Source organism: Paenibacillus tundrae, from assembly GCF_036884255.1.
In the GTDB taxonomy this organism is placed as follows: Bacteria; Bacillota; Bacilli; order Paenibacillales; family Paenibacillaceae; genus Paenibacillus.
On the sequence record NZ_CP145605.1, the window covers coordinates 3,836,565 to 3,852,759 of the forward strand.

The 16,195-nt window shown below is 44.1% G+C and carries 12 protein-coding genes and 1 riboswitch; of the genes, 3 read left to right on the top strand and 9 right to left on the bottom strand.

Annotated features, from left to right (window positions below; translation table 11 throughout):
* Positions 1 to 73: 73 nt before the first annotated feature.
* The 3 genes from V6W81_RS17160 to V6W81_RS17170 all read right to left on the bottom strand — a co-directional run bounded on the left by V6W81_RS17160 (position 74) and on the right by V6W81_RS17170 (position 3,389).
* Positions 74 to 748 carry a 3D domain-containing protein gene (locus tag V6W81_RS17160; RefSeq protein ID WP_430700888.1) on the bottom strand — a complete coding sequence of 225 codons (675 nt, stop codon included), beginning with the start codon at positions 746 to 748 and terminating at the stop codon, positions 74 to 76.
* Between the two features lie 2 nt (positions 749 to 750).
* Positions 751 to 944, bottom strand: a riboswitch (cyclic di-AMP (ydaO/yuaA leader).
* Between the two features lie 278 nt (positions 945 to 1,222).
* Positions 1,223 to 1,945 (bottom strand): amino acid ABC transporter ATP-binding protein, encoded by a 723-nt coding sequence (locus tag V6W81_RS17165; protein ID WP_186380900.1) that lies wholly within the window; start codon positions 1,943 to 1,945, stop codon positions 1,223 to 1,225.
* Entirely contained in the window at positions 1,932 to 3,389 is a 1,458-nt protein-coding gene (locus V6W81_RS17170; protein ID WP_338539873.1) for an ABC transporter substrate-binding protein/permease, read from the bottom strand. Before V6W81_RS17170 ends, V6W81_RS17165 begins: the two co-directional genes overlap by 14 nt.
* A 253-nt stretch (positions 3,390 to 3,642) precedes the next feature.
* Between V6W81_RS17170 and V6W81_RS17175 the strand changes: the two genes are divergently transcribed.
* Together V6W81_RS17175 and V6W81_RS17180 are read left to right on the top strand one after the other, a co-directional pair.
* Positions 3,643 to 4,818, top strand: a complete 1,176-nt coding sequence (locus V6W81_RS17175) for a M20 family metallopeptidase (RefSeq protein WP_338539874.1) — start codon at positions 3,643 to 3,645, stop codon at positions 4,816 to 4,818.
* Positions 4,819 to 5,060: 242 nt separating this feature from the next.
* Positions 5,061 to 6,809: an alpha-glycosidase gene (locus V6W81_RS17180; protein WP_338539875.1), complete on the top strand. Its 1,749-nt coding sequence runs from the start codon at positions 5,061 to 5,063 to the stop codon at positions 6,807 to 6,809.
* A 215-nt stretch (positions 6,810 to 7,024) separates the two neighbouring features.
* On the opposite strand, the gene glgA is transcribed toward V6W81_RS17180, so the two are convergent.
* Together glgA and glgB are read right to left on the bottom strand one after the other, a co-directional pair.
* Positions 7,025 to 8,461 (bottom strand): glycogen synthase GlgA, encoded by a 1,437-nt coding sequence (glgA, locus tag V6W81_RS17185; protein ID WP_338539876.1) that lies wholly within the window; start codon positions 8,459 to 8,461, stop codon positions 7,025 to 7,027.
* Positions 8,458 to 10,464, bottom strand: a complete 2,007-nt coding sequence (glgB, locus tag V6W81_RS17190; protein WP_338539877.1) for a 1,4-alpha-glucan branching protein GlgB — start codon at positions 10,462 to 10,464, stop codon at positions 8,458 to 8,460. Before glgB ends, glgA begins: the two co-directional genes overlap by 4 nt.
* A gap of 195 nt (positions 10,465 to 10,659) precedes the next feature.
* Between glgB and V6W81_RS17195 the strand changes: the two genes are divergently transcribed.
* Complete coding sequence (locus V6W81_RS17195) at positions 10,660 to 11,886, top strand: glucose-1-phosphate adenylyltransferase (protein WP_338539878.1); 1,227 nt, start codon at positions 10,660 to 10,662, stop codon at positions 11,884 to 11,886.
* A gap of 46 nt (positions 11,887 to 11,932) precedes the next feature.
* Here V6W81_RS17195 and V6W81_RS17200 read toward each other — a convergent pair whose 3' ends face one another.
* The 4 genes from V6W81_RS17200 to V6W81_RS17215 are packed head-to-tail and all read right to left on the bottom strand — an operon-like array spanning position 11,933 to position 16,142.
* A complete protein-coding gene (locus tag V6W81_RS17200) occupies positions 11,933 to 13,390 on the bottom strand; it encodes a sensor histidine kinase (RefSeq protein WP_145047150.1) in 1,458 nt (485 codons plus the stop codon).
* The gene (locus V6W81_RS17205) at positions 13,387 to 14,085 is read right to left on the bottom strand and encodes a response regulator transcription factor (RefSeq protein ID WP_095286490.1); all 699 of its coding nucleotides are present in this window, start codon (positions 14,083 to 14,085) and stop codon (positions 13,387 to 13,389) included. Before V6W81_RS17205 ends, V6W81_RS17200 begins: the two co-directional genes overlap by 4 nt.
* Positions 14,078 to 15,394: a hypothetical protein gene (locus tag V6W81_RS17210; protein WP_145047152.1), complete on the bottom strand. Its 1,317-nt coding sequence runs from the start codon at positions 15,392 to 15,394 to the stop codon at positions 14,078 to 14,080. The genes V6W81_RS17205 and V6W81_RS17210 overlap by 8 nt, the downstream gene beginning before the upstream one ends.
* A 22-nt stretch (positions 15,395 to 15,416) precedes the next feature.
* Positions 15,417 to 16,142: a phosphonate ABC transporter ATP-binding protein gene (locus V6W81_RS17215; RefSeq protein WP_056690102.1), complete on the bottom strand. Its 726-nt coding sequence runs from the start codon at positions 16,140 to 16,142 to the stop codon at positions 15,417 to 15,419.
* Positions 16,143 to 16,195: the final 53 nt, after the last annotated feature.

Here is a 16,195-nt window from a genome sequence, read left to right on the forward strand (position 1 = left end):
ACTAAAAAGGGCGTCTCTACTCACATCAGACTGTGAATGGAAGACACCCTTTTTCATTTTGTTTGCATGACGTTTATTTTAGAATGTAAAGCTCAACATCTTGGAAACCGAATGTGCTCACGGATTGTTTACTGCCAGGAATGAAAATATCAACGCGTTTACCTTTAATCGCACCGCCTGTATCTCGCGCCGTAGCTACAAACGCTTGTTTCGGCAGTCCTGGGTGTGTGTGACCTGTCACGAGGACTTTCGTTCCCAGCGGGATCACACTTGGATCTACAGCGATTGTACCCAATTCAAGCGGATTACCGAAGTAATCTACAGCACCCCATTTTCCGTTTTCGGATGGATCTGCAGAGTACGCTGTTGCCTTCATTTCAATGGACTTGCTGTAATCAAATGTTTTGCCCCAGGCTTCAACCACTTTGCTGTCTGCATTGACATCCAAGCTTGCTGTTGTGATCGTTTTAGCCTCTGCTTTGGCTGCTGGAGCCGCTGCTGCTGAGACGGTGTTGGCTTTTCCAGGTACAGTAATTTTCAGCCCACCATAGATGTTATAAGGTGAAATATTTGCATTTGCTTTAATGAGTGCTTCCATACCTACACCATACTGTTTGGATAAAGTATAGAATGTATCCCCCTCTTTGGCCACATGAACAGAGTCAGCGTAAGCTGGAACGGCCTGAATGAGCATAGCTGCTGTCAGCAATGCTGTTGCTGCTTTCGCAATACGTTTCTTGTTAAACATGGTCTTCCTCCCTCATTATGCCTGCGAGGTTAGTTGTCGGATTCGGATGGAGGAAACCACCCTATAGGTTCAATCACATGCCCTTAACGTTATGTACGCCCTAATTCACCCCTAGCAGTACGCGAACATCAATCCTCGTTTCTGCATCGTTACATCCCCCGCACTTCCTCCTCGGAAGTTTCGGCAGGAACAATATATCACAATCTTGTAACCTATAGTTGTAGTAAATCTTACCAGTACGTTTATGACACATCAAAATTGGTTAATAAAACAAGCCTTTTTCATATTAATAATTCATATATGTCTTCTATATAAGTAACAAAAAAGTTACCTTTTATTCCATTGATCCTTCTGATTATGTATCTCCGGAAAACAAATAAAAACAACCCTGCCGACGATGATGTCGACAAGGCTGTTTGTTACTCTTCATTCAATAGTGTATCCCCAGCTGCTCGGCAGCTTATGATCACATTACTATAGAACTTTGGCAAGAAAATCACGTGTACGAGCATTCTTAGGTGCACCAAACACTTCATCAGGTGTTCCTTGCTCAATAATTACTCCGCCATCCATAAACAGAATTCGGTCTCCTACTTCACGAGCGAAGCCCATCTCATGCGTAACAATGACCATCGTCATTCCACCCTCTGCCAGGCGTTTCATGACATCAAGCACCTCTCCAACCATCTCTGGATCGAGTGCTGAAGTTGGCTCGTCAAACAACATTACATGTGGTTGCATCGCCAAGGCTCTCGCAATCGCAATACGTTGTTTTTGTCCACCTGACAACTGGTTAGGGTATGCATCTTTTTTGTCAGAAAGACCCACCGTTTTAAGCAAATCGGCTGCAATCTGATCTGCTTCCTGTACCGATTGTTTCTTTACTTTGATTGGAGCAATCGTGATGTTCTGCTGAATCGTCTTATGAGGAAACAGGTTGAAATGTTGAAACACCATACCCATCTTTTCACGCGTAGCATTGATGTTATGCTTCGGTTCTGTAATTGAAACACCTTCGAATAGGATCTCGCCTGAAGTCGGCTGCTCAAGCAGGTTCAGACAACGCAAAAATGTACTTTTACCCGAACCGGATGGTCCAATGACAACGACAACCTCGCCTTTGCCAATCGTGACATCAATGCCTTTTAATACTTCATTTTTTCCATAGGATTTATATAATTGACTAACGTCGATCACTTGCATTCAACTTCCTTTCCAGTCGTCCGAGCAGCTTGGACAATATGAAGGTCATTACAAAATAAATAGCTGCTGCAATAAGGAATGGATTCATCCCTTGGTACGTAATATTTTTGACCACACTTGCTTGATACATAATGTCGACCATACCAATAACCGAGATGATGGAAGACTCTTTAATAATCGTTACGAACTCATTACCGATTGCAGGTAATACGGCCTTGAACGCTTGTGGCAATATAATGTAGCGCATCGCTGCACCTCTACCCATACCCAGTGAACGAGCAGCCTCTAATTGTCCACGATCTACACCTTGTACCCCTGCACGGAAGATCTCCGCAAGGTAAGCACCACTGTTGATGGAGAGTGTGATTACACCGGCTTGTAGCGCCGAGAAATTAATTCCGAAGGTCAGTGACAATCCATAATAGATAATCATCAATTGCACGAGCATTGGCGTACCACGAATCAGTTCAACATACGCTGTACCGATCCAACGCAGAATAGCCATATCATGCATACGGAACATACAGATAATCAAACCGATGATTACCCCGAACAATACACCGAGTGCAGATAACAAAAGGGTATAACCTATCCCTGTCGCATAGAAGCTTTTATACGCCCAGAATACTTGAAAAATATTTTTGGTATCTTTACCTGCCATCAATTGGCTTGCTTCGGTTACCATTTCTTCAATTCTATTTTCGCTCTTAAGCCGTTCCAACGTACTATTTACGGCATTTAGCAACTCGGTATTGCCTTTGCGAATCCCGATTGCAGCCTCGACCTGCTCTTCGTCCACCACAATAGGTGCAAGACCGATGGCATCGTCCAGATAACCAGCAGCTACGGTATCTTCTACAATCGCAGCATTTACACGCTTGGTCTGCAATTGCAGAACGATATCGGAGATTTTATCCAGTGCCGTTAATTTGGCACCCGAGATTCCCTGACCAATGGTTTCCTGAATAGAACCCTTTTGAACCCCGATTTTCTCATTTTGCAGATCCGCCATCGTTTGATATTTATCTGTATCCTCGGTGCGAATCATAATGACTTGCTTCGATTTATAATACGTATCAGAGAAATCGATACTTTTCTTACGCTCATCCGTTGGTGTCATACCTGAGATGACTAAGTCCACACGACCACTCTGGAGTGCCGGTAGAAGTCCGTCAAATCCCATATCCTCAATGACAAGCTCTGCTCCCAGATCAGCAGCGATTTCTTTTGCAATTTCAATATCAAATCCAACAATTTCATCTTTTCCATTAATCACTTTATGGAATTCATATGGTGCGAAGTCGGCACTTGTGCCGAGCACCAATTTTTTACCGCCTGAATTGTCCGTAGTGCCGCTTGCGAGTACCGTCGGTACAGCAACTGTCAACATCAGTACAAAGGCCAGCAGCATCATGGTATAACGACTAATCAATTTCAACCCTGTTCTCCCCTTACAATACTTTGTATACGACTTTGTCCATAGTTTTACTTCACTCGATATATCTGCTTTTGAGAAGCTGCCCATAAAAATGATGCATAAGCCTCATATCGATGCCTGAGTCATTATAAAGTACAATGCATGATTATGCAATGCATTTTGTTTTTACAAATCTTGACTTGTTTCTGAAAAATGAGAGCAAACATGATATAATCATTTCACTATTTTTATTTTCTTGCAGAAGGAGCCTGTTATGACACATTCCAAATCACAAATTTTAACGGTTATTGACCAATATGCTTCCCGTTTTAAAGAAATTTCATCATACATCGGTGCAAATCCCGAACTTGGCAACGAAGAGTATCTTGCCTCTGCTCGCTTAAAAGAAGAATTAACATATCATGGCTTCGAAGTAGAAGCGCCGATTCTCGGACTTGATACAGCTTTTATTGGAACTTACACCGCTGCTAAGTCTGGGTCAACCATCGCTTTATTGTGCGAATATGATGCCTTACCTGAGATTGGTCATGCCTGTGGACATCACCTCATCTGTATGATGAGTCTCGGCGCAGCTGTAGGTCTCAAGTCGATCCTCGATGAAGTGGGAGGAACCCTTAAAGTGTTCGGTACACCTGCCGAAGAGACGCGTGGTGCCAAAGTTCCTATGGCCGAGGCAGGCATGTTCGATGACTGTGATATTGCGATCATGGCTCACCCTTATTATGCTTATGAAAGATCAGGAAGCTCGCTCGCAATTGATGCCGTGCAGTTTGAGTTCCATGGCAAATCTTCTCACGCTGCAGCTAGCCCGCACGAAGGCATCAATGCACTCGATGCAGTCATCCAAACCTTTAATGGCATTAATGCTTTTCGGCAACAGGTCAAAAGCACTGTTAGAATTCACGGTGTAATTAATCATGGTGGACAAGCTGCGAACATTATCCCTGATTATGCTTCTGCTCAATTTTATGTACGGGCTTCCACTCGTAAAGAACTGAATGTCCTCACCAAGCGGATCATTCAAATTGCAGAAGGATCGGCATTGCAGACTGGATGTAAGCTGGTCACGTCCAACTATGAAACTTCTTATGATGAGATGGTAACCAACGAGCGCTTATCAAACACATTTAGCGAAAACTTAGTTCAACTCGGGATTCCACAAGAAGAGATCGTAAGTGGCAATGATCATGGCTCGATGGATATTGGTAATGTATCCCTTCGCTGTCCAGCGATTCACCCTTACATTCGTGTTGTGGATGAAGTTCATACCCTGCATTCCATTGAGTTCCGTGATTTGGCTCTACAGGAACGTGCGCTTGACGGTATGATTCTAGGTGCCAAGGCGCTTGCAACAACCGCTTACGATGTACTAACTCAGCCCTCATTGCTGGAAGCGATCCAGTCTGAGTTTAAGCAGCTTAAATATTAATCAGATGAATTAAATCATGCTGCTCAGAGTCTACTCACTCCCTTGATTAGGGGTTCAAGAGTAGGCTTTTTCTTTATGTAGAGTATGTATATAGACCACCAACCTGGAGATGCTGTGAAAAGGATATGAAAATGTTGAAAAAAAACGCATAATTTCCATAACTTAGGCAGAAAAAACGATTCAACGCTCGCTAACTTGGTTATATAAACATACCTTATCTTATAATTTCAGGAGGTGCTGTCATGCTGCTTGAAGCGTTGTACCACGTTCCTCGAGACAAATGGGCTTATGCCTACGATCCGTCTACGATCCATCTGCGTGTGCGCACCAAGAGAAATGATGTACAGTACGTGACTGCACTCACTGGTGACAAATATGATTGGTCAGGTACCTTCCGTGAAATTCAACTTGAAAAGGCTGCTGCGGACAGCATGTTCGATTATTGGGAGATCGCGGTTAAACCAAAATTCAAGCGTGTGTCCTACATATTTCGAATTACATCAGACTCGGAAAATATATATCTGGCCGACGATGGCATTCATCATGCCCCGCCTTACCCAACTGGAGGATATTATGAGTTCTCTTACATACATGAAATCGATGTATTTAAGGTACCCGAATGGGCAAAGGAAGCTGTCTTTTATCAAATCATGACCGAGAGGTTCGCGAATGGTAATCCAGAGTTGAATCCCGAAGAAACACAGCCTTGGGGTGGCAAACCTGAACTGGATAACTATTTTGGTGGTGACCTACAAGGTGTATTGGATCATCTACAGGATTTAACTGAACTAGGCGTTAACGCAATTTACTTTACTCCCCTCTTCCAAGCCAACTCCTACCATAAATATGACACCATTGATTATAAAAAAGTAGATCCGCATTTTGGAGACAATGAATTGCTCAAACAAGTAGCCGAAGCCTGCCATCGACGTGGAATTCGCGTGATGCTTGATGCGGTATTCAACCATTGCAGTGAGGACTTCCCTCCCTTTCAAGATGTGCTAAAGCACGGACAAGCTTCCAAGTATGCAGATTGGTTCCACATTAATGAATTCCCCGTACAGATCAAGGACGGAATCCCCTCATACGACACATTCGGATTTTATGGCAACATGCCCAAATTTAATACCGCTAATCCTGAAGTTAAAGCCTATCTCCTCGATGTTGCTGAATATTGGATCAAAGAAATTAAACTGGATGGATGGCGACTAGATGTCGCAAATGAAGTGGATAATCATTTCTGGCGGGACTTTCGTAAAGTGGTGAAAGCGGCCAATCCTGATGCATATATCGTGGGTGAAGTGTGGAGTGATTCCCTGACTTGGCTCATGGGAGATCAATTCGATTCGGTGATGAATTACCCTTTTGCCGACAAAGTGCTGGAGTTCTTCTGCGGGTCGATGGATGGTTACAATTTTGCCAACGAGATGGGATCACTCATCATGCGATACCCGCAGCAAACGAATGAAGTCATTTTCAATATGTTATGCAGCCATGACACCCCTCGTCTGCTGTCCAGAAGTGGACAAGATAAGCGAAGATTGAAACTTGCGGTCGTTTTCCTTTTCACTTACATTGGAACCCCGTGTATTTTTTATGGAGATGAGGTCGGCATAAGTGGTGACAGTGACCCAGATTGCCGCAAATGTATGGAGTGGGACTCAGCTAAACAAGATCGGGAGCTATATGATTTTTACCGACTAATGATTGATTTGCGCAAGAGCAATGAAGCACTGCGTAAAGGTCGATTTCGCTTCTTAAAAGCAGACCAGCATGACCCCTGTATTGTATATGAGCGCATGGATGAACGTCTTCATTTTACCGTCTGGATGAACAATACCCCAGAGAGTCGTACCCTTTCACACCCTATGGAAACCCAAGATTGGAAAGATGCTCTAACCGAGGAAGAGGTCGTTCCTACCGGTGGTATCATGCATATCCAACTTGATCCTTACGGCTACCGTATTTTATATCGACTGCTTGATGCTTAAGAACATTGATTCAAGAGGTATATGCTACATAAAACCATAGAATCTTGTGATAAACTGCCCGCATGGGTAGTCCCGCCTCTATCCATTTGGGTTGGTTTGCACAAAATAGTCTGTGGTTTGTAGCCCTAAAAGCCGAAATGCTCCAACTTGCGTAGGTCTAGCTACACAAGTTAGAGCATTTTTGGGTTACCTTACGAAATGGATCAACTTGAATATTACTTATCCGTTGTAATATCTCGATAGATATCCATGTATTCTTCGGCAGAGACATCCCAGCTATAGTCCCCGCTCATCGCATTTTTCACAATCGTCTTCCAATGCTGCTTCTCTCTGTAGAACTCCTGGGCACGCCGGATCGTATTCATCATGTCATGGGCGTTAAAGTTCGTGAACGAGAATCCGTTCCCTTCACCAGTAAATTCATTATAGGACTGCACCGTATCATTCAATCCGCCCGTTTCACGCACGAGAGGGATGCTGCCGTATCGAAGAGCTAGCAGCTGACTGATGCCACATGGCTCGAACCGTGAAGGCATTAAGAAGAGATCACTTCCTGCATAGAAGCGCCTGGACAAACCATCATTAAACGTAATTTGAGCAGACATCTTGAGCGGGAAACGATTGGCTGCCTCACGGAACCAATGCTCATAATCGGACTCCCCTGTGCCAAGCACTGCAAATTGAATGTCATCGTAATAGAGCAGTTCGTCAAGTACACGACAGACGAGATCCAGCCCTTTTGAATCGACAAGACGGGTTACCATAACCATCAGAGGAACGTCTGGACGAACAGGCAGACCAAGCTCCTTTTGTAATTCTACTTTGTTCTCGATTTTCTTGGATAAGCTTGTTCGATATTTCACTGCGATTTTGTTGTCGGTTGCCGGATTATAACTGTTGGTATCAATTCCATTGACGATTCCGCTGAAGCGGTTCCCCAGCGAACTAAGCAGCCCATCTAGCCCGTAACCATAATAAGAAGTTTGTACTTCCTGAGCATACGTTGGGCTTACGGTAGTAACATGATCCGCATAGACAATGCCTGCTTTCAGAAAATTCACATTACCGTAATATTCCACACCATCCATGGTGAAGTACCGATCATCAAGTTCAAGCAAGTCACTGAACAACGAATGTGGGAATACGCCTTGATACAGCAAATTATGTATAGTAAAGACCGTTCGTATCTCACTATAAAACGCATCATGGGCATAATGTGCCTGCAGCAACAGAGGAATCATACCTGCATGCCAATCATGAGTATGCAGCACATCAGGCTTGAATTCGAGAAGCGGCAATACTTCAAGCACAGCTCGGTTGAAGAACGCAAACCGTTCCCCATCATCCATATAACCATACACGCCATCCCGTCCAAAATAGTACTCGTTATCTACAAAGTACACTGGGATGCCTTCATATTCCATCATTTCGATGCCACAATATTGTCGGCGCCAGCCGAGTGGCACATCCGTCACAATAACAGGTTGCATGGCCTCTTTGTATTCATCAGGTATACCTTTATATTTGGGTAAAATGACCCGAACATCTGCCCCAGCCTTTTGCAAGGCTTGAGGCAAAGCTCCAATCACATCAGCAAGTCCTCCTGTTTTGATAAATGGATGTGCCTCTGCGGCAGCAAATAGAATGTTCACGCCTTTTTCCTCCTTCTCGGTTTGACCGGGGTGCTTGCTATAGTTTCAATCGTTTTCTGTCTGACAGAAGTGACTTGGTTTGATGTCTCATCCGTTTTCCGGCGTGTCGTCTTTTTTAGAATAACCACGCTCAGTGGAGGTAAAACAATTTCCAGACTATATGGATGCCCGTGAAAAGGAATCTTTTCTGTAGGCAACTGCATATCATTTAGTATACCTGATCCTCCGTAATCGGAATGATCGCTATTCAGAACTTCGGTATACATACCGGGACGCATGACGCCAATCCGGTAACGCTCCCGCTTGACTGGTTGAAAGTTAATGAGCACAAGGAGTGTATCCGCAGGTTTTTTTCCTTTGCGAACATATGAAATGACGCTCTGTGCATGATCATCCGGAGCAATCCATTCATAACCGTCTAAGGAATGATCAAGCTCCCACAACGCTTTCTCGTTGCAGTAAAGCGCAGACAGATCCCGCTCAAATTGGTGAAGCTTGCGGTGACTGTCATAGTCTAGTAAGAACCAGTCCAGTTGATCCTCATCTTTCCATTCGATGAACTGGCCAAACTCTCCTCCCATGAACAATAGTTTTTTACCAGGGAACGTCATAAAGTATCCTAAGAAAGCACGCATCCCGTCAAACTTTTGCTCGTACGTTCCTGGCATTTTGTCCAGTAATGACTTTTTGCCATGCACGACCTCATCATGGGAGAGAGGAAGCACATAATTTTCAGAGAAGGAGTAGACAACAGGGAATGTGAGCAAATGATGTTTGGATGGACGTTCATGGAAATCAGACTCGATATAATCCAGCGTATCATTCATCCAACCCATGTTCCATTTGTAGTTAAAGCCTAACCCTCCCACGTCGACCGGAGAGGTCACGAGTGGCCACGCACTGGATTCTTCAGCCATCATCAGTGCATAAGGGTAGTATTGGAATACCGTTTGATTCAATTGCTGGAGGAACGCTACAGCTTCCTTGTTCTCCAATCCACCGTCTACATTAGGACGGAATTGACCTGGCCCTTTTTCAAAATCAAGTTTCAGCATGCTCGTTACTGCATCTACGCGTAGCCCATCAAAATGATACATTTCCATCCAATACAACGCATTGGAGATCAAGAACGAACAAACTTCAGGTTTGGAGTAGTCAAAACTGAGTGTTCCCCATCCTGGTTTCTCTGCTAACAACGGATCTGCATACTCGTATAAAGGTGTTCCATCGAACAATCGAAGACCATGTGCGTCTTTGGCAAAATGAGCCGGAACCCAATCAAGCAGTACACCGATCCCTGCCTGATGTAGCGTATCTACGAGATACATCAGATCCTTCGGATGTCCATATCGACTAGTCGGGGCGTAAAAACCCGTATTTTGGTATCCCCAGGAAAGGTCATACGGATGCTCGCTTAAGGGCATCATTTCCACATGTGTATATTTCATTTCTAATAAGTATGGAACCAGAAGATCAGCCATTTCCCGATAGGTATACAGCGTGCCATCGTCTTTGCGTTTCCAAGTTCCAATGTGCATCTCATAAATATGTAATGGCTTATTGTAGACGCCTCTTTGCTTGCGTCTCCACGCCCCATCATTCCACTTATAACCTTGAATGGAACTTGTTACTGAAGCGGTCTGCGGTCTGACCTCAGCTTCAAAGGCGTATGGATCTGCTTTGAGCAATTCCGTCCCATCTTCCGTTAATATACGAAATTTGTATAAAGTTCCTTCATGGATTTCAGGAAAAAAACGAGTCCAAAATCCAGAATCGGGTATCTTATATAGAGGATCCTGTTGACCGTTCCATCCATTACGATCTAGAGCGAGCCCTACTTCTTTGGCATTCGGAGCCCATACGGTAAATTGGTACCCCTGACGGCGATCCACGGTCGCAGGCTGTGCGCCTAAAATACGATAACTGTGATGAAGGTTTCCTTCATGAAACAAATAAATATCTTCCGGTGAAATAACCGGACTTGTCAGTGGTTGAATAGCCAAGAGATCACCTTCTTCCTAAGAAAATAGTCATAACAGCAACCATTACCCCATTCTAGCCAAGTTGAAAAGAAAAATGACGCGTTTAAAAAAATGTTGTATATTTTCAGAATTTTTACAGTATATATCGTTTCAATGGCTCCATGTTGCGTTTATGTATCTACTACACTAGAAAAATATCTTGGGAGGGAAACGATCATGTTTAATAAAGATTGCATCGCTATGCTGTTGGCGGGAGGAGAGGGTAAACGATTAGCCCCCTTAACTTCAAGTATCGCAAAACCCGCTGTACCGTTTGGCGGGCACTACCGTATTATCGATTTTCCTCTCAGCAACTGCGTTAATTCAGGCATCGACACTGTAGGTGTGCTTACGCAGTACCAAGCTGACTCTTTGCACGATCACATTGGTGGAGGAGAACCTTGGGGAATTGGTAATACGGTTGATGCAGGAATCTCCCTGCTTCCATCTTATCATACAGGAAATGACGAATACTTGGGAACGGCGGATGCCATTTATAAAAATATTGACTATATTGACAAACAAAACCCCGAAAATGTGCTGATTTTGTCGGGTGACCATATTTATCATATGAATTATCGCGAAATGTTGGATGCTCACATCGCGAATGGTGCAGCGGCAACTATTTCCGTAATGGAAGTCCCATGGGAGGAAGCGCATCGATTTGGCATTATGGCTGCCGATGAGAATTTACGTGTTACCGAATTTGCTGAAAAGCCTGCTGAACCAAAAAGTAACCTAGCTTCTATGGGTATCTACATGTTTAAGTGGGATTATCTGAAACATCATTTGCTGATTGACGCTGCAAACGAAGAATCAAGCCATGATTTTGGTAAAGACGTCATTCCACAGATGTTGAATGAGAACAATCCATTATACGTTTATAACTTCGATGGGTATTGGAAAGACGTTGGCACTGTGAAAAGCCTGTGGGATGCTCACATGGATCTGCTTCATAACGAAGAGAACTGGAGCTTGCAAAAAGATCACTGGCCGATGTTCACACGCGAATGGAGAACAAAACCAAGTGTGTACAAAGCTCGCAATAGCCGGATCGAACATCTCTCCTCCTTGATTCATGATTCTTGCGCCATTGAAGGTCATGCAGATCGTTCCGTCATTTTCTGCGGAGCTGAGGTTGGTAAAGGATCTGAAGTTCTTGACAGCGTGGTAATGCCGAATGCTCGCATCGGGCGTGGCGTTCACATCGAGCGTGCAATTATCGGGGAAGGTGCCATTATTAAAGACGGCGCGATCGTTAAAGGCACTGCTGAAGAAATTATGGTTGTTGGCCCTAATGAGGTTGTGGCTGCTAAACCGGCTGTACGTACTCAACCTACACGTATTTTCAAAGAAGTATACGAAAAAACAGGCCGTTTGCGTGCGGGAGAGCTCTCCTCATAATATAGAAAAAGGTGGATTCCTAAGGAATCCACCTTTTTTTGTGTTATCAATTTGGAATTGATCCATCACTCGATTCGGTCTCTGCTTCATCATCATTCGTATCTTCCATGAGAGCCGGTAACGTAATGGTGACTGTTGTACCTGATCCAAGTTCACTTTGCATGGTAATCGTACCCTCATGCAGTTCCACGAGTTCCTGTGTGATGGCTAGTCCTAGCCCTGTTCCGCCGTTCTGGTGATTCACCTGGAAGAAACGGTCTCGTACTTTAATTAGGTGCTCCTCACTAATCCCGATCCCCGTATCTTGAATGGCGGCGATAATCTGACCATTCTCTTCTTTTACGGACAAGTAGATCCAGGAGTTCTCATGTGAGAATTTAATCGCGTTATCTACAATGTTAAGGAATACTTGCTTCAGTCGGTTTCCATCACCAAATACGTTATACGGATACGTTTCATCGGCATCCAGCTTCAGATGAATTTGCTTTTGTTCCGCTTTGGCCCAGACATTCAGCATCGTTTCTTGCACAATTTCACGAATGCTGACTGTCCCCTTCACCAGCTTCATCTGATTCTGTTGCAATTTGGAGAAATCGAGCATCTCTTCAACAAGCCCAATTAAACGCTCTGTTTCTTTGGAAATGATGCTCATCCCGATTCGTGTCTCCTCTGGATCATAACCTCCGGAGTCCAATGTCTCACTCCAGCCCTTGATACTGGTCAGAGGGGTACGCAACTCATGCGAGATAGATGATATGAAGTCGTCCTTAATCTGATTGCTTCGTACGATCTCATGTGCCATGAAATTCAATGTTGAGGCCAACTCACCGAGTTCATGCTTGTAATTGCCCTTAACCCTAACATCCAATCGCCCACGTGCCATCTGAGCAGATACAGCAGTGATATTATTAATCGGACGAACTATTGAATTCGCCATACCTATACTGATAATTAATACGATAGCAAGCACAGCTACACCTACTGCACTAGCCAGCAAGCCCATAACCAGCAATTTCGAGTTGACCATGGTGAGTGCTGTCATATATCGGATGACATACGTATGATCTCCACCAAGGTCGAATTTGTGCGAAACAGCCATAATCTGTTCACCTGTCGAAGGTTCCCTGCCTACCCATCGCCCCATCGCACCATTAAGCGCCTGAGAAATATCACTCGTTTGCAGCACAGCACGATCGGATTCAAAAGCGGTTGAGCTTGCCAATACACGTCCATTCAGATCAAGAATCTGCAATTCTGTATTGGATAATTTCAGGTTTTCAAGCAATCTAGACAGATTGTTACCATCCTCAGCATTATTTGCCCGCGAGATTGGTTCAAAAAAATCCTTGGAATTCGAAATATGAGTACTTATGGTGTTATAGATGCTCTCGTAGTAATATCGCTGCACCGCCAGCATAAATACAAATTCCACCAGCAGCAGAGCTAGAAAAACGACGAAAAAGTAGTGTAATACAATCTGCCGCGTAATACCTTTTTTTATCATTGCTCCCTGCCCTTCCATTTGTACCCGTGTCCCCATACAGTTTGCAGGTATTCAGGTTCGGAAGGGTTGTTCTCAATTTTCTGGCGTAAGCGACGTATATTTACATCCACAATTTTGGGGTCACCCATGTACTCTTTGCCCCAGACATGATCCAGCAGCAAATCTCGACTGAGCGGTGTATTTTCCTTCTCTAAGAAAAATTGAATCAATGAAAATTCTGTAGGTGTTAGCTCAATGAGTTCATTTTGTTTCTTGAACTGCTTCGAGATTAGGTCTAGCGAGAACGGACCTGATTGGAAAGTAACCTTAGCCGCTGTCTCCCGGTGCACATTGACACGACGCAGTAAGGACTGAATACGCGCAATCAGCTCGGTTGGACTGAAAGGCTTGCTCACATGGTCATCTGCTCCGACCGATAATGCATATACTTTATCCTGTTCCTGTACTTTAGCTGTTAAGAAAATAATACCTAAGCGTTCATTGGTCTCACGAATGCGTCGACAGACTTCGAATCCGTCAATGCCCGGTACCATGACATCCAAAAGCGCTAAGTCAATATCCGGCACAGTCTGCAAGATTCGCAGTGCTTCATGGCCATCTCCTGCTTCAAGCACCTCAAATCCATTTCTTTTCAGATTAATGACGATAAAACTGCGGATGGATTCTTCATCTTCCAAAATAAGTACTTTACTCATTTAGCTCGTCCTTTCTGTTCAGTTGCGACATGTTATCTAGTAATCCATCAGTATTCGGTTGGGCTACACGTGAAGCAATAACTCGATCGTTTGTTCGTGTAATCTCTTTCCACCGTTTCCCTTTTTCCTGTTCCCACTGGGACAGTGTAAAGTACTTGATTTCAGCTACCGTTTCATCGGTATCGATCATTTTGAAGCGAATGTATTTTTCTTTTTCTGATCGGGTATCAATGGTAATTTTACCGTACCACTCAGACTTGAGATTTAAATGGAATAAGTCGGCGTCATCCCGATATTGGAATGAAACAAACTCCTTGCCGTCCTTGCCATCCCATTGATAAAAGGTATAGAACCACATACGCGAATCAAAAACGTAATGCTCCCAACCTTTTGGGGTTTCTTTAAGCCCAAATTCAATAATACCATCATTGTTGAAATCACCGCTTAAAATTTTGTCATCTCTATACGTTTGATCCGGAGATTTGAATGCATTTACCAGTTTGTTATCCTTTACATAGATAAGCTGAGAGAATGAACTCTTATCATCCAGCTCGGCATCCAGAACAATTCCCGGCTGATCCTTGGCAATCTGGCCTCCAAGTGCATTGTAAATCTCTTTTACCGTATAGTCCGTCTGCATCCGATCAACTTCCTTGAAGCTACCCTCATCGTATTGGTACAATGCAATCGTTGCGAATCCACTGCTATTCAGGGAAACAATCGTAAAATCACTTTTCCCGTCACCATTCAGATCAAGTGAATTGCCTTGTGCATCATCAATAATAAATTGATTGTAGGGTACGCCACCTAATACCTGTTCTAGCGCACCGTTTTTATAGGAGTATGCCGTTAAGGCCTTTTGATCCTGCAAGCTTACGCCCAATATAATATCGGGATTGCCATCATTCGTAATATCCAGCAGCTTGAAGGACTGCAGCTCACTGCCTGGAACATCAAACGTTAATTTTTTGACCCATGCGCCGCCTTGTTCCTCCAGCAGTAATCCGTGAATCCGAACATTCTCATTCGGCGTCTCATAAAAAGCAATGGCTTCCCTTGTCCCGTCTCCATTAAGATCTTCCACACGGATCATGCTCGTATTGCTCAGATCTTTCGGACGAATGAGTTCACTTTCGGGAGGCTGCTCCAGCTGCACGACGTTGTACAGTTTTTCTTTATCTGTTGACATCATCGGTTTACGCATCAAAATCTTGGGGTCACTTATTACCGTACATCCGCTCAAAACAGAGCCCAGCAACATAGCAATCGCTCCACCTGCTATCAAGCGTCCCCAACGTGAGTTAAGCAAGTTCATCACTCTTTTCAATAGTTTAAATCATATTTTTTTCTTGCTGAGTCAGCCGCCGTCCACGTATATCAAAAGCAATCTTGCCCTCTGCTAGTCCCCAGATCCGCGTCGCGTGCTTCTCCGCAAGTTCAATCGGCAATACCGCAATGATGGTTGCCCGTTCCTCTTCACATAATTTACGCAACGTTTCCAGAACAGCATCAGCTGTATGTGGATCCAGTCCAATAACCGGTTCATCAGCCAAAATTACCTTAGCACCATGAGCCAGCGCTCTAGCAATAGCTACACGCTGCTTCTCTCCACCACTAAGCTTTTCAGCCAGCTGATGCGCTTTATCGAGAAGGCCCAGACTCTCCAAATAATCCATAGCCCCCATATAATCATCCGAACGAACCATACCCGTGACCATTCTCCATACAGGTGTCTGACCTGAACGACCAATCAACACATTTTTGAGTGCTGATCTTCTTGGAAATAATTCAGGATTTTGTTCTAAGTATGCCCATTCACGCTTTATTCTCCGTTTACCAGCCATGCCTTCTTTTAATATTTCGGCTCCGTCTACGGTTAAGCGACCGCTATCCCATTTTTCCATCATCGCCAGGCATTTAAGCAGCATGCTCTTACCACTGCCGCTTGAACCTACAACAGCGATCATTTCTCCTTGTTGCATATCAAATCGAATATCCCGCAAAACCGGAATTCTATCCGCTCCTACGGATTTACTTAAATTCTCAACTCTGATCATCGCGATGTCTCCCCTTGTCCAAGGTTTTCCCTACTCCATAGTGTACTCGGAAA